Raw genomic sequence first — 19,708 nt, forward strand, 5'->3', positions numbered from 1 at the left:
TCGGAAAGTACGATGCGGAGATTCAAAGTGTTAGAGCGTACTTTGTGCGTCCAATTGGACGCACGTCGCCCTAATCGTCCGCCATATCCTTGCGGAACGGTGTGTGCTCTTCAAGATAGTCGCCCATCCGCTCCACTTCGCGCCGCTCGCGCCTGAGATAGTCGGCGACTGCGTTGCGCAAGCCCGAATGCGCGATGTAATGCGCCGAATGCATGGTCACCGGCCTATAGCCGCGCGCCAGCTTGTGCTCGCCTTGCGCGCCCGCTTCGACCACTTTCAGCTTACGGTCGATCGCGAAGTCGATCGCCTGGTGATAGCAGACCTCGAAATGCAGGAACGGATGGTCTTCGATGCAGCCCCAGTTGCGGCCGTAGAGCGCATCGGAACCGATGAAATTGATAGCGCCGGCAATGTAGCGTCCATTGCGCTTGGCCATCACCAGCAGGATGTCGTCGGCCATGCGCTCGCCGATCATCGAGAAAAACTCACGGCTGAGGTAGGGCCGCCCCCATTTTCTGCTGCCGGTATCCATGTAGAAGGCAAAGAAGTCGTCCCAGATCCTTTCGGTGAGATCCCTGCCGGTCAGCCAGTCGATCGAGATGCCGTGAGCGAGCGCCTCGCGCCGCTCCTTCTTCATTGCCTTGCGCTTGCGCGATGCCAGGGTGGCGAGAAAATCGTCGTAGGTCGAATAACCTTCATTGAAGAAGTGGAACTGCTGGTCGGTGCGGTGCAGGAAGCCCGCCGCTTCCAGCGCCCCGACATCCTTCTGCTGCGCGAAGGTTACGTGCGCGGAAGACACGCCGAGCTTGTCCGTCACCGCCTTCAGGCCCGCTGCCAAGCCGGCTTTCACGGCGCGACTGTCCCCGCCCTTATTGACCAGCAGGCGAGGACCGGTGACCGGCGTGAACGGCACGGCGCATTGCAGTTTTGGGTAGTAACGCCCGCCGGCGCGCTCGAACGCGTCCGACCAGCCGTGATCGAAAACATACTCGCCCTGGCTATGCGATTTCAGGTAGCAGGGAACGGCACCGAGCAGCTTTCCCTGCGCTGTCTCCAGCCTGAGATGATGGCCCTGCCAGCCGGTTCGCCGCACGGCGCAGCCCGAATCCTCAAGTGCGCTCAGAAAAGCGAATGAAACGAGAGGGTTGTAGCCGTTTTCTGTGTCGCCGCGTGCGGTACCGCCGAGGCCATCCCATTCCGCGCAGGTGAAGGCTCCGATGCCGGAGGCAACCCGGATCGCATACGCTCCATTCGCCGTTTGCCCGTCGCCTTCATCGCCTTGATCCATGAGGCTTATTTAAGCTCCGTGCCGGTCCATGCAAGCTCGGTTTCAAGCGACCTGTACAAGATCGGGTTCGAATCCTTCGAATGTCATTTGGTCGGCGTATCTAAAGGTCAAGTCGACCGCCGGTTGGTCGAGCACGGTCCAGGTGATGACCGGCATTTTGAGCCTTTCGCGCACGAAACTGACAAACCGGTTCGGCAGGTCGCCGGCGGCGTAGGAGGCGAAGGCGATGTCGTGCGCCAGCATCGCGAAATGCGCCTCGATCAGCTTGACGTCATTGCCATAAGCAGTCAGCCCGCCCGGAATGCCGGGCGCGTGTTTCGGGAAATCGCGGATCAGCCAGTGGTCGAACGACATGATCGCCGCCTTGCCCTTGTACTGCTTGAGCATCTTGCCGACGCTTTCCACCAAGCCTTCGTCCCGACCGGGGACCCCTTTCAGCTCGACGACCATCGGCACACGACCATCGACCAGGTCGAGTGCCTGCTGCAGGGTCGGCAGATGGTCTGCTGTGCCGCCAACCGTGAGCGCAGTCATCTCCGCTGCCGTTCGCTGCCAGACGAAGCCGTCCTGGCCGGTCAGCCGCTTCAGATCGCTGTCGTGAATGACGACCGGGATGCGGTCAGACGACAGATGCACATCGCATTCGATCGCATAGCCGCGTTCGGCTGCCGCGGCAAAGGCGGAAAGCGTGTTCTCCCAGCGCGTCTTGTTCATGTCGTGGAGGCCGCGATGGGCAACGGGTCGGGCGGTCAGCCAGGAAAGATCGGTCATGACAGGCTCATTCGACTTCGAAGATGGCTTCGATTTCCACTGCGGCATTAAGCGGCAGGGAGGCGGCGCCGACGGCGGAGCGGGCATGTTTGCCGTGATCGCCGAGCACTGCAACCAGAAAATCCGAGGCGCCGTTGGCAACCAGGTGCTGTTCGACAAAATCTGGCGCCGAGGCGACGAAGACGGTGATCTTCACCAGGCGGCGGATTTTCTTGAGATCGCCAAGGGCTGCCTTGGCCTGCGCCAATATGTTGATCGCGCAGTATTTTGCCGCTTCCTTGCCGCTTGCGGTGTCGACATCGCGGCCGAGCAGCCCACTCGCCTGCAGCTTGCCCTCGCTGAGCGGCAGCTGCCCGGCGGTGAACAGCAGATTGCCCGACCTGGAATAGGGCACGTAGTTGGCGGCGGGCGCGGCGGCGACCGGAAGCGTCACGCCGAGATCGCTTAGCCGCTTTTCGATTGTTTCACTCATGGTATTTCCCTATTGCTTGATGACGCCGCGCAGGCCGGGCCGAAATTGCTATTTTTGCCTCGCTTCCGCCACGACTTTTTTTAAGCTGGACCCTCTTTCCCTGCGGCCTGCCATCAGGCGCGATGATCGGAGCCCCTCATGCGCGCAACACGCCTCGCATTCCACGCCGTCCTGCTGCCGGCGGTGTTCTCGATGGCGCCGGCTTTTGCCGTACCGGCGCTGCAGGCGCATCGCGCGGTTTATGATCTGAGCCTGGACAAAGCCTCCGATCGCTCCGGCATCACCGGCATTTCCGGCCGCATGGTCTATGAGTTCAACGGTTCGCCTTGCGAAGGCTACACGGTGAAGTTCCGCTTCGTCACCCAGATTGCCACCAACGACAATGCAACAAAGCTGACCGACCAGCAGACGACCACTTTCGAGGACGCCGAAGGCAAGACGTTCTCGTTCGTGACAAAATCCTTCGTCGACCAGAACCTCGACAAGGAGGTCAAGGGCACCGCGACGAAGGAGACGAAGGGCCTCAAGGTCGACATCGACAAGCCGGAGAAGAGCAGCCTCGAACTCGCAGCCACCCAGTTTCCGACCCAGCATCTGGCCGAACTGATCGACAAGGCCGAAAAGGGCGAAAATTTCTACGAAACCAACCTGTTCGACGGCTCGGAAGATGCCGACAAGGTGATGACCACCACCGTTGTCGTCGGCAAGAAAGCCGATGCCGACAAGGCTGATCCGGAAGCGCCGGCACTGGCGAAACTCGCCACCGACAAATACTGGCCGGTCGACATCGCCTATTTCGACGGCACCGACAAGTCAGGCGAGGAGGTGCCGGAGTACCGGATCAGCTTCAAGCTGCATGACAACGGCATCACGCGCGACCTCGTCATGGACTATGGCGAGTTCTCGATGACCGGCAAGCTGGTCAATCTGTCGTTGTTCGATCAGTCGAAAGTCTGTCCGCCGAAATAGGCTTCAGGTTAACCACGCCCCCCAAGGCGGCGGCGAATGACTTGAACACGCCGCAATTGCATCTCAACTTCTACGCCGATGGGTCGATCGGGGGGTGGGTTGAGCAGAATCGATGTGTTCGTGGCGCCGAGGCCCAATCCGGCGCTGATCAGGATCATGACTGTCGTCAACCGGGTTGTCATGCTGCATGGCATTCCCGGGGTTCGCGACCTGTTGCCGTTCAACCGCCTGGCCGGATTGCGCGGCGTCGCCAATGTCCGTCATATCGACTTTCCCGACGACGACCGGCAGCGGCTGAAGGCCTGTTGCGGCGCCGGCAAGGCGGCGTTCATCACGCCCAACCATCCGGAATTCTTTACCGACTGGATGATCGACAAGGAGATCGTCTCGCAGGTCAGTCCGCTCGCGGCATCCTGGGCCACGCATGGCGTCGTCAACGGCCTCGGCCGGATCATGCAGAAATTCTGGCTGGCCAACAATCTGATCGCCCAGATTCCCGGCAACAGTGGGGCTGCCAAGGAACACTCGATCGCCTGGGCGCTGAACGGGCATGGTGTTCTCTTGCATCCCGAAGGCGGCGTCGGCTGGCATGCCAATGTCGTCGGTCCGCTTCTTCCAGGGGCGGTCGAGATGGGGTTCGAAGCGCTCAAGCGCGGTCGCGTCACGGATCAGGATTCTAGGATTTGGATCGCGCCGGTTGTCTGGAAGCTCGCCTTCACCAAAAATGTCGAGCCGGCGCTGGCGCAGGAATGCGCGTATGTCGAGAAGACCCTGAAGATCGAACGCCGTGCCGCCGATACGCTGCCGGAGCGCGTCCACCATATCTATGCGACGCTGCTGTCGCGCGATGAGATTGCCTGTGGCATGGCGTCCGACGAACGGGCTTCGTATGCAGCGCGTCAGACGCAACTGCTGCTCGAATTGAGCCGGCGCCTGGGGGAGGGTATTTCGGTCGATCCCAGCGTCAACGAGTTCGCCGAGCTTTTGCGCCGGTCGCGCCGCTGGCTGCGGGAAAACAACGGTGACGCTGAGAGGCAAAAACAGGTCCGCACTCTGGCGGACACGATCCAGCGTCTCCAACGCGTCGGACCGTGGGCCTCAGCCAACTCGCGCATCACGCAAGAGGAGATCGCCGAGCATCTGAAGCGCATCCGCAACGACTATTGCAAGGGCACGCTGCGCGACACGATCAACCGCTTCGTGCCGCAGCCGGTCGGGCCGCGCTGCGCGCATATCCGGGTGCCGGAACCGTTGGGATTGCACGCCTTTCCGGGCTCGATCGACGATGCGCTCGCCGAACTGCACAGCCGTATGCAGGCGGCTGTCACCACGACGGTAGCCGAACTCGAAGCCGGCGGCGGCTTCATTTTCTATCCGAATCCCTTCTATCATCGCTAACGTTTGGATCTTGGCCCCAAGTGAACTGCGGCTCCGCTGGTCGGCGCAAGATGAAGGAGTGCGGCAAGCCTCATGGCGGTTTATGTCGACGCGGCGATCTGGAAATGGGTCGGCCACCGCTGGTGTCACCTGCTGGCCGACGACACCGATGAGTTGCATCGTTTTGCAGCACAACTCGGCATCAAGCGTTCGTCCTATCAGGGACCGCCGAAGACATCGGCGCCGCATTATGACATAACCGGCTTCGAGCGCGACCGCGCGGTGCGGCTGGGCGCCATCGAATGTAGCCGCGAAGAGATCGTTGCTGTTTTCCGGCGTGTCCGGGTGCCGAAGGGGAAGATACGACCATGACGTTGACGGCATTTCTGGCTTACTGCGTTGCGATTACATTCGCCGCCGCCACGCCTGGCCCGGCGGTATTCACGGTCATTGCCAACGGCGTCTCGCGCGGGTTCGTTCGCGCGTTCCTGGCTGGCCTCGGTATCGCCGCTGGCGACGCGGTGCTGGTGACTTTGGCGCTGCTCGGTCTCGTGGCACTGGCACAGACCTTCGAATGGGTTTTTCTCATCCTGAAATATGCGGGTGCTGCCTATCTGATGTTTCTTGGCATCAGGATGTGGCGATCGGCTTCCGCGCGATCGAATGGACTGGAGGTAACGCAGGCAAGACTGTCTCGATCGTTTTACCTCGGCATCTCCATCGCATTGGGCAACCCCAAGGCGATCCTGTTCCACGCCTCCATCATGCCGTTGATCCTCGATCTCAACGCAATGACCTTCGCTGAGGGGCTGCTCGTGGTTGCGGTCGTGATCGGCGTCAACATTATCACTATGGGCGTCTATGCGGTGCTTGCCGGGCAGGCTTCGAGCTGGTTCAAGACGCCAAGGCGGATGCGCTTGATGAACAGGTTTGCCGGCGGCGCCATGATCGGCACCGGTGCGCTGATCGCCGCACGCTGAGCCGCAAGACACCGCAGCGCTTGCGTTTGTCGCGCATCCCCTCTATATGCGCGCTCATTCCACACACGGACTTTGGTGTCTGCCCGGGAGAAATCCGGCTGAAACCTCCGGTGGCGTTCGAGGACAAAGTCCAGAAATGCCTGTGTCCGTGGAGGCTAACCGGAAAGGATACTCAAGAATGGCTCTGCCTGATTTCAGCATGCGCCAGCTTTTGGAAGCTGGCATTCACTTCGGCCACCAGACTCACCGCTGGAACCCGAAGATGGCGCCCTATATCTATGGCGCCCGCAACAACATCCACATCATCGACCTCTCGCAGACGGTGCCGCTGCTGCACCAGGCGCTGAAGCAGGTTTCCGACACCGTCGCCAAGGGTGGCCGCGTGCTGTTCGTCGGCACCAAGCGCCAGGCGTCCGACATCGTCGCCGACGCCGCGCAGCGCTCGGCCCAGTACTATGTCAACTCCCGCTGGCTCGGCGGCATGATGACCAACTGGAAGACGATTTCGAATTCCATCCAGCGCCTGCGCAAGCTCGACGAGATGCTGGCCGGCGAGGCCCAGGGGCTCACCAAGAAGGAGCGCCTCAATCTTGATCGCGAGCGCGAGAAGCTCGACAAGGCGCTGGGCGGCATCAAAGACATGGGCTCGACGCCCGACCTGATGTTCGTGATCGACACCAACAAGGAAGCGATCGCCATCCTCGAGGCCAAGCGTCTCGGCATCCCGGTCGTCGCCATCATCGATTCCAACTGCGACCCGGACAAGATCGATTTCCCGATTCCGGGCAATGACGACGCGGCCCGCGCCATCCAGCTCTATTGCGATCTGATCGCCAAGGCTGCAATCGACGGCATCGCTCGCCAGCAGGGCGCGCTCGGCGTCGACGTCGGCGCTTTGGCCGAGGCTCCGGTCGAGCCGGCACTCGAGCCGACGCCGACCGCCGAAACACCGGCTGCCCAGACACCGGAAGCGTAGCAGTGAAGGCCGGTTTCGGCCTTCATCTTTCTCATATTTTGGCGCGCTAAGCGCTGGCGCCAGGCGCATCATCGAGGACCGGTGGTGCGTCGGTGCATTTTAAACAAAGAGGCGACAATGAGCATTTCGGCTGCACAGGTCAAAGAACTCCGCGACTTGACCGGCGCGGGCATGATGGACTGCAAGGCGGCGTTGAACGAGACCAACGGCAACATGGAAGAGGCCGTCGACTGGCTGCGCAAGAAGGGCATTTCCAAGGCCGACAAGAAGGCCGGCCGTACTGCCGCCGAAGGCCTGATCGGCGTCGATTCCGGTATCCGCGAGGCGGCGGTCGTCGAGGTCAACTCTGAGACCGACTTCGTTGCCCGCAACGCCGCCTTCCAGGAGATCGTCGCCAAGGTCGCCAAGGTCGCGCTCGCCTATGGCGGCAAGACCGAGGCCGTCGCAGCCGCACCGTATCCGGGTTCGGACAAGTCGGTCGCCGACACCATCAAGGATGCTGTCGGCACGATCGGTGAGAATCTTGGCTTCCGCCGTTCGGCCAAGCTCACCGTAGAGCACGGCGCTGTCGCAACCTACGTCCACAATGCGGTTGCCGACGGCCTTGGCAAGCTCGGCGTGCTGGTCGCCATCGAGACGACAGGCAACGCGCAGGCCGCCAACGCCTTTGCCCGTCAGGTCGCTATGCATGTCGCCGCCACCAACCCAATGGCGCTGACGACGGAGCAGCTCGATCCGGCCGCGGTCGAGCGCGAGAAGGCGATCTTCGCCGACCAGGCGCGTCAGTCCGGCAAGCCGGAGGCGATCATCGAGAAGATGGTCGAGGGCCGTCTGCGCAAGTTTTACGAAGAGGTCGTGCTGCTCAAGCAGGCTTTCGTGCTCAATCCCGACATCACCGTCGAGAAGGCGCTGACGGATGCCGAAAAGGAAATCGGCGCACCGGCCAAGATCACTGCCTATCTGCGCTTCGCGCTCGGCGAGGGCATCGAGAAGGAAGAAACCGATTTCGCGGCGGAAGTCGCGGCGGCGGTCAAGAAGTAAACCGCACTCTATTTTCTGAAAGACTTTACGGCCGGGTGTCCGCGAGGATGCCCGGCCGATTTCTTGCGCGTTACCGATGAAGGCCAGGCGGTCGGCGGCAAGCCAGCTGGCTATCTGCCGGATCTGCTCGTGCCCGGATCTGCTCGTGCAAGATGCATTTGCCGGCGTAAGCTAACGACTGGAAGAGAGTTTTCCGGTTCGGGCGCCGCGTGACATCGCGGCGCCCTTCGTGTATCGGAACCCAATGTTTCGGGGCAGCGCCTACGCGGCGGCAGCCCGAGGCGCGTCGCACGCACGATAATGAGGATCAGATGACGGTGAAGCCCCTCTACCGACGTGTCTTGCTGAAAGCGTCGGGCGAAGCGTTGATGGGCGAGCAGCATTTCGGCATCGACGTGTCGGTAGTCGATCGCATCGCCGCCGACATCGCCGAGGCCCGCGCCCTGGGCATCGAAGTCGGCGTCGTCATCGGCGGCGGCAACATCTTTCGTGGCGTGGCGGTTGCTTCCAAGGGAGGTGACCGGGTCACCGGTGACCACATGGGCATGCTTGCCACCGTCATCAACTCGCTGGCGCTGCGTACTTCGTTGAACAAGATCGGCGTCGACGCGGTGGTGCTGTCGGCAATCGCCATGCCTGAGCTTTGTGAGAGCTTTTCGCAGCGCCAGGCGACCGCCTACATGAACCAGGGTAAGGTCGTCATCTTCGCCGGCGGCACCGGCAATCCGTTCTTCACCACCGATTCGGCCGCGGCGCTGCGCGCGGCGGAAATCGGCGCCGACGCGCTGTTCAAGGGCACTCAGGTCGACGGCGTCTATTCTGCCGATCCCAAGAAGGACCCGAATGCGACACGCTTCGAGCGCATCAGCCATGGCGAAGTCATAAAACGTGGTCTTTCGATCATGGATACGGCCGCGATTGCACTTGCGCGGGAAAACAACATTCCGATAATCGTCTATTCGATCCACGAGAAGGGTGGTTTCGGTGATATTCTGAGGGGCGGCGGCCGTTGCACGGTCGTCACAGACGACTGATCGGGAGCCCGATCCCGAACCGAAGGTTTCCCGTAGGCGAAAAGCGGGAACCGGTTTTCGGATTGAGGCTTGAATACGGGGTTACCCTGAACAGTGAACCCGGGCTAACGGGTCGAGGAGACGATGATGAGTGGCGAATACGATGATCTCAAACGGCGCATGGACGGGGCGATCGCTGCGTTCAAGCACGATCTGGCTTCGCTGCGGACCGGCCGCGCTTCGAGCAACCTGCTCGACGCGATCCAGGTGCAGGCCTATGGCACCACTATGCCGATCAACCAGGTGGCAAACGTGTCGGTGCCTGAGCCGCGCATGATTTCGGTTTCGGTCTGGGACAAGTCGATGGTCGGTGCGGTCGATCGCGCCATCCGTGAATCCAATCTCGGCTTCAATCCGATCGTCGACGGCACCAATCTCAGAATTCCGCTGCCCGAACTTAACGAACAGCGCCGCAAGGAGCTGGTTAAGATCTCGCATGGCTACGCCGAGAATGCGCGCATCGCCGTGCGCCACGTGCGCCGGGACGGCATGGAGTTTCTCAAAAAGGCGGAAAAGGACGGCGATATCAGCGAGGACGATCATCGCAAGCGGTCCGACCAGGTCCAAAAGCTCACAGACGAGATGATCGGCACCATCGACCATCTGCTTTCCGATAAGGAAGCAGAAATCATGCAGGTTTAAGGGTAGGTGACCGACCCGAAAGCGAGACTATGACAAGCCCCGCGCATGTCGCGATCATCATGGACGGAAACGGACGCTGGGCCAAGGCGCGCGGCCTGCCACGGCTTGCCGGCCATCGCGCCGGCGTCGAGGCGCTGCGCAACACGGTGCGCGCCGCTCCTGGCCTCGGCATCTCCTTCCTGACCGTCTACGCCTTCTCGTCGGAAAACTGGTCGCGGCCGAAGTCCGAAGTCAGCGACCTGATGGGCCTCTTGAAAATCTTCATCCGCCGCGATCTCGCCGAGCTTCACCAAAACGGCGTGCGGGTCAGGATCATCGGCGACCGGGCAGGGCTGCAACCTGATATCAGGACCCTGCTTGAAGAGGCCGAAACGCTCACCGCCCGCAACGACGCGCTGACCTTGGTCATCGCTTTCAACTATGGCGGACGCGACGAGATCGTGCGCACGGCGCGCAAGCTTGCCTCGGCGGTGGCGCGCGGCGAGCTCGACAGCGAGGCGATCACGGCCGAATCCTTTGCCGGCTCTCTCGACACCCAGGGTATTCCAGATCCGGAACTGGTCATCCGCACCAGCGGCGAGCTCAGGCTGTCGAATTTCCTTCTGTGGCAAGCGGCCTATAGCGAGCTTGTCTTCCTGCCTTGCTACTGGCCCGATTTCAGCCGCGAGCATCTGGCCGACGCATTGCGCGACTTTGCCAATCGCGAGCGCCGTTTCGGCGGGCTTGGCGCTCAAGACGTCGCCGTGACGGCCAAGGGATGAGCAACCTCCAGCTTCGCGTCATTTCTGCCGTCGTGCTTGCGGTCGTCACACTCGGTCTGACCTGGCTTGGCGGACTGCCCTTCCGGTTGCTTTGCGCCGCCATGACGATCCTGATCTTCTACGAGTGGACGCAAATGTGCCGCCCGGTCGCCACCACGGGTCTTGGTTTTCTGCCGGAGGCGCTGCTTCTGGTTTTCGTCGGCGGTTTGGTCGCCGGCCTGCCGGCGTCATGGCTGCTGCTACTTGTGGCAGTGATGGTCGTTGTCACCGCGGTCGTGGGTTCGATGCGCCAGACTTCGATGGGCCAGACTTCGATGCATCAAACGAGACAGTGGGACGCGTCCGGCCTTGCCTATGCCGGCATTTCCGGCCTGTCACTTGCCCTTTTGCGCGACGGCGACCATCCCGGCCTCGTCGCCATTCTGTTCCTGTTCGCGGTGGTTTGGGCGACCGACATATCAGCCTATTTCGTCGGCCGCGCTGTCGGCGGTCCGAAGCTGGCGCCATCGATCTCGCCCGGCAAGACCCAGAGCGGGGCGCTCGGCGGCGCTGTCGGCGGCGTGGTTGCCGGGCTGCTTTTGGCCGCTGCGGCCGGAGCCGGCAATCTTGCAGTGCTCGGCGTCGTTGCACTCGTGCTTTCGCTGGTCTCCCAGGCTGGCGACCTTTTCGAATCATGGGTGAAGCGCCGTCACAACCGCAAGGATTCGGGCACGCTGATACCGGGCCATGGCGGCGTCATGGACCGGGTCGACGGGCTTGTCGCGGCGGCATTCGCCCTGTACGTCATCGGCTGGATTTCGGCGACCGCCGACCATCCGGCACAGGGGCTGTTTCCAGCTTGATCGGCATTGTTTCCTGGCCTGGTATCTTGACCTGCGCAGGATGCGCCATGGATTCGCCTGGATTGATGCCACAGTCGCGGTACGACCGTGCTGCGGACGAATTTTGAGGACATGAGTTGAACGAGATTCTTCACGCGGTTTTCAGCACGGAAGGCTTTGTCCTTGGCACGCTGGTGCCGTTCCTGTTCGTGCTGACCGTAGTCGTGTTCGTCCACGAGATGGGGCATTATCTCGTCGGCCGCTGGTGCGGCATCGGCGTAAAGGTCTTTTCGATTGGCTTCGGCCCGGAACTCTTCGGCTTTAATGACAGCCATGGCACGCGCTGGAAACTCTGCGCCATTCCACTCGGCGGCTACGTCAAATTCGTCGGCGACATGAACGCCACCTCGAGCCAGCCCAGCTCGGAGGAGATCGAATTGCTGACCGATGCCGAGCGCAAGGTTGCGTTTCACACGCAGCCGGTCTGGAAGCGCGCGGCGACTGTGGTTGCCGGCCCGCTGTTCAATTTCCTGCTGACGATCGCCGTCTTCGCGGTGCTGTTTACCGCCTATGGCCGCCCCGTGATGGAGCCGATGGTGGCTGAAGTCACCGCCGACAGCCCAGCGGCGCAGGCCGGCATCCTGCCCGGGGACCGATTCGTCAGCGTCGACGGCAGCAAGGTCCAGACCTTCGCCGACGTCCAGCGCCGGGTCTCGGGCCGCGGCGGCGACGCCATCACCTTCGTCATGCTGCGCGGCGGCAAGGAGATCACCGTTACGGCGACGCCGCGATTGATGGAACAGGAAGACGCGCTGGGCAACAAGGTCAAGGTGGCCGTGATCGGCGTCGTCAACAACCAGGAGTTCGGCCAGCCCCGCCTGATCACCTACAGCCCGGCTGGCGCACTGGCTGCCGCGGTCGAGGAAACCGGCCACATCATCCAGGGTACCGGCCAGTTCCTGCAGCGTTTCGTCGTCGGTCGCGAGGATAAATGCCAGCTGGGCGGCCCAATCAAAATCGCAAAGATGTCGGGGCAGGCGGCAAAACTGGGCTTCGACTGGCTTGTGCAACTTGTTGCGCTGTTGTCGGTCGGGATCGGTATTCTCAACCTTTTGCCGATTCCTCCCCTCGACGGCGGCCATCTCCTGTTCTACGGCGTGGAGGCCGTCATTCGGCGACCGGTGTCGGAACGTATGATGGAGATGGGTTACAGGGCCGGCCTGCTTCTCGTCTTGGGCTTCATGGGGTTCGTTTTCTGGAACGACCTGTTTGGATGCTGAAATCATGAAGAAATTTGGCTTCGACACAGCCAATGTTGAGACGCCGTTTACCATGCATGGGGATATGCGTGACGCGAAAGCCACGCCACAGGGTTAAGTAAATACAAATTAACCAGGAGCCTTGCGTGTAGGGAAAATCCGGTTAATACGGTGGGGGAAATTACCGCACGTCCGGTTTTCTCGCCGTGGGGACTTCGAGAAAAGGTACAAAAGCCCGATGAAGGCAGCATCCAAGTTTCTGAGCGCCGCGTCCGCGGTGGCCCTGTCCGCCGCCCTGGTCGTACCAGGTGCGCTCGCAGTGCAGTTCGTTGCCACATCGGCGGCCGAGGCCGCTGTTGTTTCAAGAGTTGAAGTCAGCGGCAATCAGCGGGTCGATGCCGACACGATCCGCAACTACGTCACGATCAAGCCCGGTAAGCCCTTTTCCAGCTCCGATATCGACGATGCGGTCAAGGCGCTGTTCGGCACCGGGTTGTTCTCGGACGTCCAGATCAACCAGGTCGGTTCGTCGCTGGTCATCAAGGTTTCCGAATATCAGGTCGTGAACCAGGTGCTGTTCCAGGGCAACAAGAAGCTCAAGGACAACGCCCTTGCGGCCGCGGTCCAGTTGAAGCCGCGTGGAACGTTCTCGCAGCAGGCGCTCGATGCCGACATCGAGGCGGTCAAGGCCGCCTACAGGCGTATCGGCCGTGACGACGCCGCCGTGACCACCCAGATCATGGATCTCGGCGACAACCGCGTGAACGTGGTCTTCAATATCAACGAAGGCGGCCGCACGCAGATTGCCGCGATCAATTTCGTCGGCAACAGCGCCTACTCGAGCCGTCGCCTGTCCGACGTCATCTCCACCAAGCGCTCGTCCATCCTTTCGTTCGTGCTGCGCGACGATGTCTATGACGAAGACAAGCTGCGCGCCGACGAAGAGCTGCTGCGCCGTTTCTATTACAACCACGGCTATGCCGACTTCCAGGTGATTTCCGCGGTCGGCGAACTCGACGAGACCACCAACAAATATACGGTGACCATCACCGTGCAGGAGGGCGATCGCTACACCTTCGGCGACGTCAGCGTCGAGAGCACGATTCCCGAGGTCGACGCTGCATCGCTGCAGTCGGTGGTCGAGACCCGCAAGGGCGAGGTCTACAACGCCGAGGATGTCGAAGACACCATCATCGCATTGACCGAGAGGGTCGCCGGTTCCGGCTATCCCTTCGCCCAGGTGACGCCGCGCGGCGACCGCAATTTCGAGAACCGCACCATTTCGGTGGTCTATACGATCGACCAGGGCACGAAGGCCTATGTCGAACGCATCGAGATTCGCGGCAACGACCGGACACGCGACTATGTCATTCGCCGCGAATTCGACGTGAGTGAGGGCGATGCCTTCAACCAGGTTCTCATTCAGCGCGCGAAGAAACGGCTGGAAGCGCTCGATTATTTTGAGAAAGTCGAGGTTTCCACCGTGCCCGGCTCTGAGCCGGACCAGGTGGTGCTGGTGGTCGACGTGGTCGAGAAATCGACCGGCGAGTTCTCGGTCGGCGCCGGCTATTCGACCGGCGGCGACACGTCAGGCCCATCCATCGAAGGAGCGATCACCGAACGCAACTTCCTCGGACGCGGCCAGTTCATCAAGCTATCGGCGGGCGGCGGCAAGAATTCGCGCGACTACAGCTTCTCCTTCACCGAGCCCTATTTCCTCGGGCGGCGCATTGCCGCCGGTTTCGACATCTTCAACCGGACCAGGGAATACGACGACTATAAGAGCGAGACCCTAGGTGCGACAGTGCGCTTTGGCCTGCCGATCACTGACGACATCTCGACGCAGCTGGCGTATAATATCTCGCAGGAGAAGTACAAGCTCGACGATGGTTGCGATCCACTGGCTGGCTGCGACGTCTCTACGGCTATCCTAAACGGCATTGAGGAAAGCCCGTGGCTCAAGTCGTCGGTCAGCCTCGGTCTGGTCTACAACACCATCGACGACATGAAGAACCCGCATGAAGGCATCTTCGCCAATGTCACCACGGAATTCGCCGGCCTCGGCGGCGACGCCAAATTCGTCAAGGTGACGGCGCGTGGCAGCGTCTACCAGACGTTGTCAGAGCAGCTTGATCTGGTTGGTTTGATTTCGGGCGGGGCTGGCCATATCCAGGGCTACGGCAGCGACGAAGACCTTCGCATCTTCGATCATTTCCAGAGCAGCGACCGCATTATCCGCGGCTTCGCCTATGGCGGCATCGGTCCTGTCGACGACCAGGGCTTTGACGACCATCTCGGCGGTACCACCTATTTCAACGCCTCGGCGGAAGCCCAGTTTCCGATGCCGGTCATTCCGGAGAGCTTCGGCCTGCGCGGCGCGGTCTTTGCTGATGCGGCGACACTTTATGGCAATGATGTGGCGGGTGTCGATCCATCGACAACCGACATGGAGTGGCGCGCCTCGGTCGGTCTCGGCATGATGTGGGCGTCGCCCTTTGGCCCGATCCGCATCGACTATGCGATACCGGTCCTCAAGGAGGACACCGACGACGTGCAGGAATTCAACTTCGGCATATCGACCCGCTTCTGATTGGCGGGAGACGATGCTTCCGGGCCGTAGGGGTCCGGAATAGAGTGATCCGACACTACAGCGCCGCGCGTCCTCTTGGACGCGTAAAGGACGCTGTAGAACTTTGATTTTGCGCATGATCCTTTCCGAAAATCGATTCCGATTTTCGGGGTCATGCGCTAGCTGGATATAGCTTCTGGAATGACCGATCCGGTGTTCTTCGCGCCATCACGCCGGTATACGGCTGGCGAAGTCGCGAATCTGACCGGCTCGGTGCTTGTCGAGTCCGGCCTCTCGGAAATATCGATCGAAGCCTTGGCGCCGGCAAGCGAAGGCGGCGAGCACGCTCTTGTCTTCGTCGATGGCAGACGCAACTTCGCGCTGATGCAATCGCTGCGGGCAGCGGCGGTTCTCTGTCCCGCCGAATTTGCCGGCAAAGCGCCGGCGGGTATCGCGGTTCTGGTCCATCCGCGCCCGCAACAGGCTTTCGCGATGGTCGGACGCCTTCTTTTCCCGGCGGCTGCGACACCGGCGCCGATGACCGGCGAAACCGGTATTTCGCCGCATGCCCATATCGATCCATCGGCGCATGTCGAGGCCGGCGCGATCGTCGAGGCCGGCGCGATCATCGGCCCCCGCGCTTCTATCGGCAGCGGAACCGTCATTGCTCCTCATGCCGTTATCGGTCCCTCCTGCCAGTTCGGCCGCGACGGCTATGTCGGTCCAGGCGCCAGCATCCAGTACGCGCTGATCGGCAATCGTGTCATCATCCATGGCGGCGCCCGCATCGGCCAGGACGGTTTTGGCTTCGTGGCCGGGGCCAAGGGCCCGGAGCGCGTCCCGCAAATCGGCCGGGTCGTTATCCAGGACGACGTCGAGATCGGCTCGAACACAACGGTCGATCGTGGCGCCATGTCAGACACGATCATCGGTCAAGGCACCAAGATCGACAATCTGGTGCAGATCGCTCATAACGTCCGCATAGGCCGCAATTGCATAATCGCCGGCCTTTCGGGTATTTCCGGTTCCGTAACGGTGGGCGACAATGTCACCATGGGTGGCGGTGTCGGTCTTGCGGATCACCTGACCATTGGGTCTGGGGCCAAGCTTGCTGCAAGAAGCGGGTTCATGAGCAACGTCCCCGCGGGCGAGATTTGGGGAGGGTACCCGGCGCAGCCGATGGCGGAGGCGATGCGGGAGATCGCGGCTCTGCGAAGACTGGCCAGGGCGCGGAAATCCGGCGACGGGGGGAAGAGCTGAGATGGTGGCGGCGACGACGCTCGAGGCGGTCGACATATTGGGGCTGATGAAGCTCCTGCCGCATCGTTATCCGTTCCTGATGATCGATCGCATCATCGACATCGATGGCGACGAGTCGGCTATCGGCATCAAGAACGTGACCATAAACGAGCCGCATTTCCAGGGTCATTTCCCGGATCAGCCGGTCATGCCCGGCGTGCTGATCGTCGAGGCGATGGCGCAGACGGCCGGCGCCATCTGCATCCGCAGCCTAGGCACCGAAAAACCGTCGCTGGTCTATTTCCTGACCATCGACAATGCCAAATTCCGTAAACCGGTCGTTCCCGGCGACCAGTTGAAGATCCATGTGAAGAAAATCAAGAAACGCGGCAACCTTCTCAAATTCGCCTGCGAGGCTCTCGTCGACGGCGTCAAGGCCGCGGAAGCCGAGATCTCGGCGATGATGGTCGCGAGCGACTGACGATCGAATGCTTATGAAAATCCAGACAGTCATCCATCCATCGTCGGTCATCGAGGCAGGCGCAAAAATCGGCGAAGGCGTCCGCATCGGGCCATTCTGCCACATCAGCGCCGACGCGGTGCTCGGCGACCGCGTCGAACTGGTCAGCCACATCTCGGTGATGGGCGCGACCACCATCGGTGCGTCGACCAAGGTCTATCCGATGGCGACACTGGGCGCGCCGCCGCAGAATACCAAGCACAAGGGCGGCCGCACCACGCTGGTCGTCGGTGAGAACTGCACGATCCGCGAAGGCGTGACCATGCACCTCGGCACCGATTCCAGCCGCGGCGAGACGACGATCGGTGACAACGGCAACTTCCTTGCCTACGCCCACATCGCCCATGATTGCATTGTCGGCAAGAACGCCACCTTCGCCAATCAGGCGACGTTGGGCGGCCATTGCGAGATCGGCGACAACGTTTATATCGGTGGTCTCAGCGCCGTTCATCAGTTTGTCCGCGTCGGCGACAACGCCTTTCTCGGCGGTTGCTCGGCATTCGTCGGCGATGTCATTCCCTACGCCATCGCCGTCGGCAATCGCGCCAGCCTTCGCGGTCTCAACATCATCGGCCTGAAGCGCGCCGGCCTGCCGCGCTCCGAGATCCACACGCTGCGCAAGGCCTACAGGACGATCTTCGATCGCTCCCGAACCGTCGGCGAAAACATCGAATTCGCCAAGGCGGAATTCGCCTCGTCACCGACCGCCATGAAAATCATCGATTTCATCGCCAGTCGCGGCAAGCGGCACTATGCCGTCCCGTCGCTCAAGGCTGGCGACGGCGACGATGCAGATGACGAAGATTGAGGCCACTCGGACGGGCCTTGATCTCGCGCCAGACGCCAAGGTCGGCATCATTGCCGGCGGCGGCAGTTTGCCGGTCGAAGTCGCCAAGGCGCTTGCTGGGCAAGACAAGTCTCCCTTCGTGGTAATAGTGGCGGGCGAGGTCGACCGCATATCCGACTTCGACGCCTACGAGCAGGCGACGTTGAGGCTGGAGGATGTCGGCTCACTGCTGCCGACGCTCAAGAACCATCATGTTACCCATTTGGTGACAGCGGGCCATATCACACGCCGCCCCAGGCTGAGCGCCATGCGCCTCAATCTCGGCCTGCTCGCCTGGGTGCCCAGCCTTCTTGTCGGTGTAACCCAAGGCGACGACACCGTGCTGAAACTGTTCGTGCGAAGGGTCGAGCGCAGCGGCATCAAGGTTGTCGGCGCCCATGAGATCGTGCCGGAACTGATCGCGGCCGAAGGGACGCTGACCAAGGCTGCGCCGCGGAAATCCGACTGGCGCGACATCGAAGCGGCGCATACGGCGGCAAAGGCCATCGGCGCGCTGGATATCGGCCAGGCGGCTGTTGCGATCGGCGGCCGCGCCATCGCGCTGGAAGGCGTCGAGGGCACTGACGGATTGCTCGATCGAACAAAGCAGTTGCGCGGCCATGGCAGGCTGGCCGGCAGAACGCGCGGCGTTCTGGTCAAATGCGCCAAGCCCGGCCAGGAGTTGCGCGCCGACCTGCCCTCCATCGGCCCGCAGACGGTCGAGGCGGCGCATGCCGCCGGACTTGCCGGCATTGCCGTCGAGGCCGGTCGCTCGCTGGTTCTGGAAGGCCCCACCGTCGTCGCCCGTGCCAATGCGCTCGGCCTGTTCGTGATCGGCCTGCCTGCTGCGGAGCCGGTGCATGGCGACTGAGAAACCGCTGAAGATCGCGATCGTCGCCGGCGAAGAATCCGGCGATCTGCTTGGCGCCGACATTATAGAGGCGCTCAAACGCGCGACCGGCCGCGAGGTCCGGCTCGTCGGCATCGGCGGCCGGCATCTGCAGGCGCTCGGCCTCACGCCGCTCTTCGACGGCGGCGAGATCGCGCTGATGGGCCTGAGCGCCATCCTGCGCGACCTGCCGCGCCTGATGAGGCGGATCAGCCAGACGGGCAATGCGGTCGCCGGTGAAAAGCCCGACTGTCTCATCACCATCGACAGCCCGGATTTTTCGCTGCGCGTGGCTAAGAAGGTTCGTGCCGCCGATCCGGCAATCCCGATCGTCCACTATGTCTGCCCGAGCGTCTGGGCCTGGCGACCCGGCAGGGCGGTGGCGATGAAACCGTATGTCGATCATATCCTCTGCATCTTGCCCTTCGAGGTGAAGGAGCTCGCCCGCCTCGGTGGTCCGCCCGGCACCTATGTCGGCCATCGCCTTACGCACGATCCGGGCGTGATCGGCGCTGCCAAGGCGCAAAGCCTGCCGCGCGACCTGTCCGACGATCGTGTGAAGACACTGCTTGTGCTGCCCGGCTCGCGTCGCGGCGAGGTGCTACGGCTAGTCGGCCCGTTCGGTAAGACGATCTCGATCCTGCGCGCACGCGGACACCGCTTGCGCCTGCTGTTGCCGACGGTGCCGCATGTCGCCGACCTGGTCAGGGCTTCGGTGGCAAGCTGGGACGAGAAGCCGGAAATCATCCTTGATCCCGAACGCAAATGGCAGGCCTTCGGCAAGGCCGATGCAGCGCTGATCTCATCGGGAACGGTGTCGCTGGAATTGGCGCTGTCGGGTGTGCCGATGATCTCCTGCTACCGGCTCGATCCGGTCATGCGGATGGCCCAGCGCCTGATCACCGTATGGAGCGCCGCCTTGCCCAATCTCATCGCCGATCGCCCGATCGTGCCGGAAAGCTACAACGAATATGTGCGGCCGCACTATGTTGCGCGGCAGTTGGAGGCGCTTTTTTCCGACACCCCCTATCGCGCATGGCAGAAGGACGGTTTTGCCGAGGTGGCCAGACGCATGGCTGTCGACGGACCTTCCGGCGATATCGCTGCGGGGGTCGTGATGAGGTGCATCAAGGGAGCGAGTAGGGGTAGTGAGTAGTGAGTAGTGAGTAGTGAGTAGTGAGTAGATTGCAAAGAACCGCTCAGCGTCTAGAATTCTTATTTACTACTCACTACTC

At 61.8% G+C, this 19,708-nt stretch carries 19 protein-coding genes and 1 pseudogene; 17 read left to right on the forward strand and 3 right to left on the reverse strand.

Going from position 1 to position 19,708, the window contains the following annotated elements; genetic code table 11:
• Positions 1–70: 70 nt before the first annotated feature.
• From AC0NIE_RS21090 to AC0NIE_RS21100, 3 genes are read right to left on the reverse strand one after another with little or no spacing between them, the layout of a single operon-like run.
• On the reverse strand, positions 71–1,288 hold the full coding sequence (locus tag AC0NIE_RS21090; RefSeq protein ID WP_473487017.1) for a GNAT family N-acetyltransferase: 1,218 nt from the start codon (positions 1,286–1,288) through the stop codon (positions 71–73).
• A gap of 42 nt (positions 1,289–1,330) precedes the next feature.
• On the reverse strand, positions 1,331–2,059 hold the full coding sequence (locus AC0NIE_RS21095) for a glycerophosphodiester phosphodiesterase (RefSeq protein WP_473487016.1): 729 nt from the start codon (positions 2,057–2,059) through the stop codon (positions 1,331–1,333).
• Between the two features lie 7 nt (positions 2,060–2,066).
• Positions 2,067–2,531 carry a RidA family protein gene (locus AC0NIE_RS21100; RefSeq protein WP_123145841.1) on the reverse strand — a complete coding sequence of 155 codons (465 nt, stop codon included), beginning with the start codon at positions 2,529–2,531 and terminating at the stop codon, positions 2,067–2,069.
• Between the two features lie 138 nt (positions 2,532–2,669).
• Between AC0NIE_RS21100 and AC0NIE_RS21105 the strand changes: the two genes are divergently transcribed.
• The 17 genes and pseudogenes from AC0NIE_RS21105 to lpxB all read left to right on the forward strand — a co-directional run bounded on the left by AC0NIE_RS21105 (position 2,670) and on the right by lpxB (position 19,629).
• Entirely contained in the window at positions 2,670–3,500 is an 831-nt protein-coding gene (locus AC0NIE_RS21105) for a cell envelope integrity EipB family protein (protein WP_065009579.1), read from the forward strand.
• A gap of 99 nt (positions 3,501–3,599) precedes the next feature.
• Positions 3,600–4,898, forward strand: coding sequence for a hypothetical protein (locus AC0NIE_RS21110; protein ID WP_473487015.1), 1,299 nt, complete (start codon positions 3,600–3,602; stop codon positions 4,896–4,898).
• A gap of 72 nt (positions 4,899–4,970) precedes the next feature.
• Positions 4,971–5,249 carry a DUF4031 domain-containing protein gene (locus AC0NIE_RS21115; protein WP_095492862.1) on the forward strand — a complete coding sequence of 93 codons (279 nt, stop codon included), beginning with the start codon at positions 4,971–4,973 and terminating at the stop codon, positions 5,247–5,249.
• A complete protein-coding gene (locus AC0NIE_RS21120) occupies positions 5,246–5,857 on the forward strand; it encodes a LysE family translocator (RefSeq protein WP_473487014.1) in 612 nt (203 codons plus the stop codon). Before AC0NIE_RS21115 ends, AC0NIE_RS21120 begins: the two co-directional genes overlap by 4 nt.
• A gap of 178 nt (positions 5,858–6,035) precedes the next feature.
• Entirely contained in the window at positions 6,036–6,833 is a 798-nt protein-coding gene (rpsB, locus tag AC0NIE_RS21125; RefSeq protein WP_095492864.1) for a 30S ribosomal protein S2, read from the forward strand.
• A gap of 117 nt (positions 6,834–6,950) precedes the next feature.
• Entirely contained in the window at positions 6,951–7,874 is a 924-nt protein-coding gene (gene tsf, locus AC0NIE_RS21130; RefSeq protein WP_473487013.1) for a translation elongation factor Ts, read from the forward strand.
• A gap of 311 nt (positions 7,875–8,185) precedes the next feature.
• Positions 8,186–8,908 carry a UMP kinase gene (gene pyrH, locus AC0NIE_RS21135; RefSeq protein WP_095492866.1) on the forward strand — a complete coding sequence of 241 codons (723 nt, stop codon included), beginning with the start codon at positions 8,186–8,188 and terminating at the stop codon, positions 8,906–8,908.
• A gap of 126 nt (positions 8,909–9,034) precedes the next feature.
• The gene (gene frr / locus AC0NIE_RS21140; RefSeq protein WP_077384157.1) at positions 9,035–9,589 is read left to right on the forward strand and encodes a ribosome recycling factor; all 555 of its coding nucleotides are present in this window, start codon (positions 9,035–9,037) and stop codon (positions 9,587–9,589) included.
• Positions 9,590–9,606: 17 nt separating this feature from the next.
• Positions 9,607–10,350, forward strand: a pseudogene (locus tag AC0NIE_RS21145) (isoprenyl transferase); the annotation flags it as partial.
• The gene (locus tag AC0NIE_RS21150) at positions 10,347–11,192 is read left to right on the forward strand and encodes a phosphatidate cytidylyltransferase (RefSeq protein WP_473487012.1); all 846 of its coding nucleotides are present in this window, start codon (positions 10,347–10,349) and stop codon (positions 11,190–11,192) included. The pseudogene AC0NIE_RS21145 and the gene AC0NIE_RS21150, both read left to right, overlap by 4 nt.
• Before the next feature lie 116 nt (positions 11,193–11,308).
• The gene (gene rseP, locus AC0NIE_RS21155) at positions 11,309–12,451 is read left to right on the forward strand and encodes an RIP metalloprotease RseP (RefSeq protein ID WP_473487011.1); all 1,143 of its coding nucleotides are present in this window, start codon (positions 11,309–11,311) and stop codon (positions 12,449–12,451) included.
• A gap of 217 nt (positions 12,452–12,668) precedes the next feature.
• A complete protein-coding gene (gene bamA / locus AC0NIE_RS21160) occupies positions 12,669–15,020 on the forward strand; it encodes an outer membrane protein assembly factor BamA (RefSeq protein ID WP_473487010.1) in 2,352 nt (783 codons plus the stop codon).
• Positions 15,021–15,200: 180 nt separating this feature from the next.
• Positions 15,201–16,259, forward strand: a complete 1,059-nt coding sequence (gene lpxD / locus AC0NIE_RS21165) for a UDP-3-O-(3-hydroxymyristoyl)glucosamine N-acyltransferase (protein ID WP_473487009.1) — start codon at positions 15,201–15,203, stop codon at positions 16,257–16,259.
• A 1-nt stretch (position 16,260) separates the two neighbouring features.
• A complete protein-coding gene (gene fabZ / locus AC0NIE_RS21170) occupies positions 16,261–16,719 on the forward strand; it encodes a 3-hydroxyacyl-ACP dehydratase FabZ (protein WP_123145852.1) in 459 nt (152 codons plus the stop codon).
• A gap of 13 nt (positions 16,720–16,732) precedes the next feature.
• The gene (gene lpxA, locus AC0NIE_RS21175; RefSeq protein WP_473487008.1) at positions 16,733–17,566 is read left to right on the forward strand and encodes an acyl-ACP--UDP-N-acetylglucosamine O-acyltransferase; all 834 of its coding nucleotides are present in this window, start codon (positions 16,733–16,735) and stop codon (positions 17,564–17,566) included.
• On the forward strand, positions 17,553–18,455 hold the full coding sequence (locus AC0NIE_RS21180) for an LpxI family protein (protein WP_473487007.1): 903 nt from the start codon (positions 17,553–17,555) through the stop codon (positions 18,453–18,455). Before lpxA ends, AC0NIE_RS21180 begins: the two co-directional genes overlap by 14 nt.
• A complete protein-coding gene (gene lpxB / locus AC0NIE_RS21185; RefSeq protein WP_473487006.1) occupies positions 18,445–19,629 on the forward strand; it encodes a lipid-A-disaccharide synthase in 1,185 nt (394 codons plus the stop codon). The genes AC0NIE_RS21180 and lpxB overlap by 11 nt, the downstream gene beginning before the upstream one ends.
• Positions 19,630–19,708 lie beyond the last annotated feature (79 nt).

The sequence above is a fragment of the Mesorhizobium sp. WSM4842 genome, from assembly GCF_055901575.1.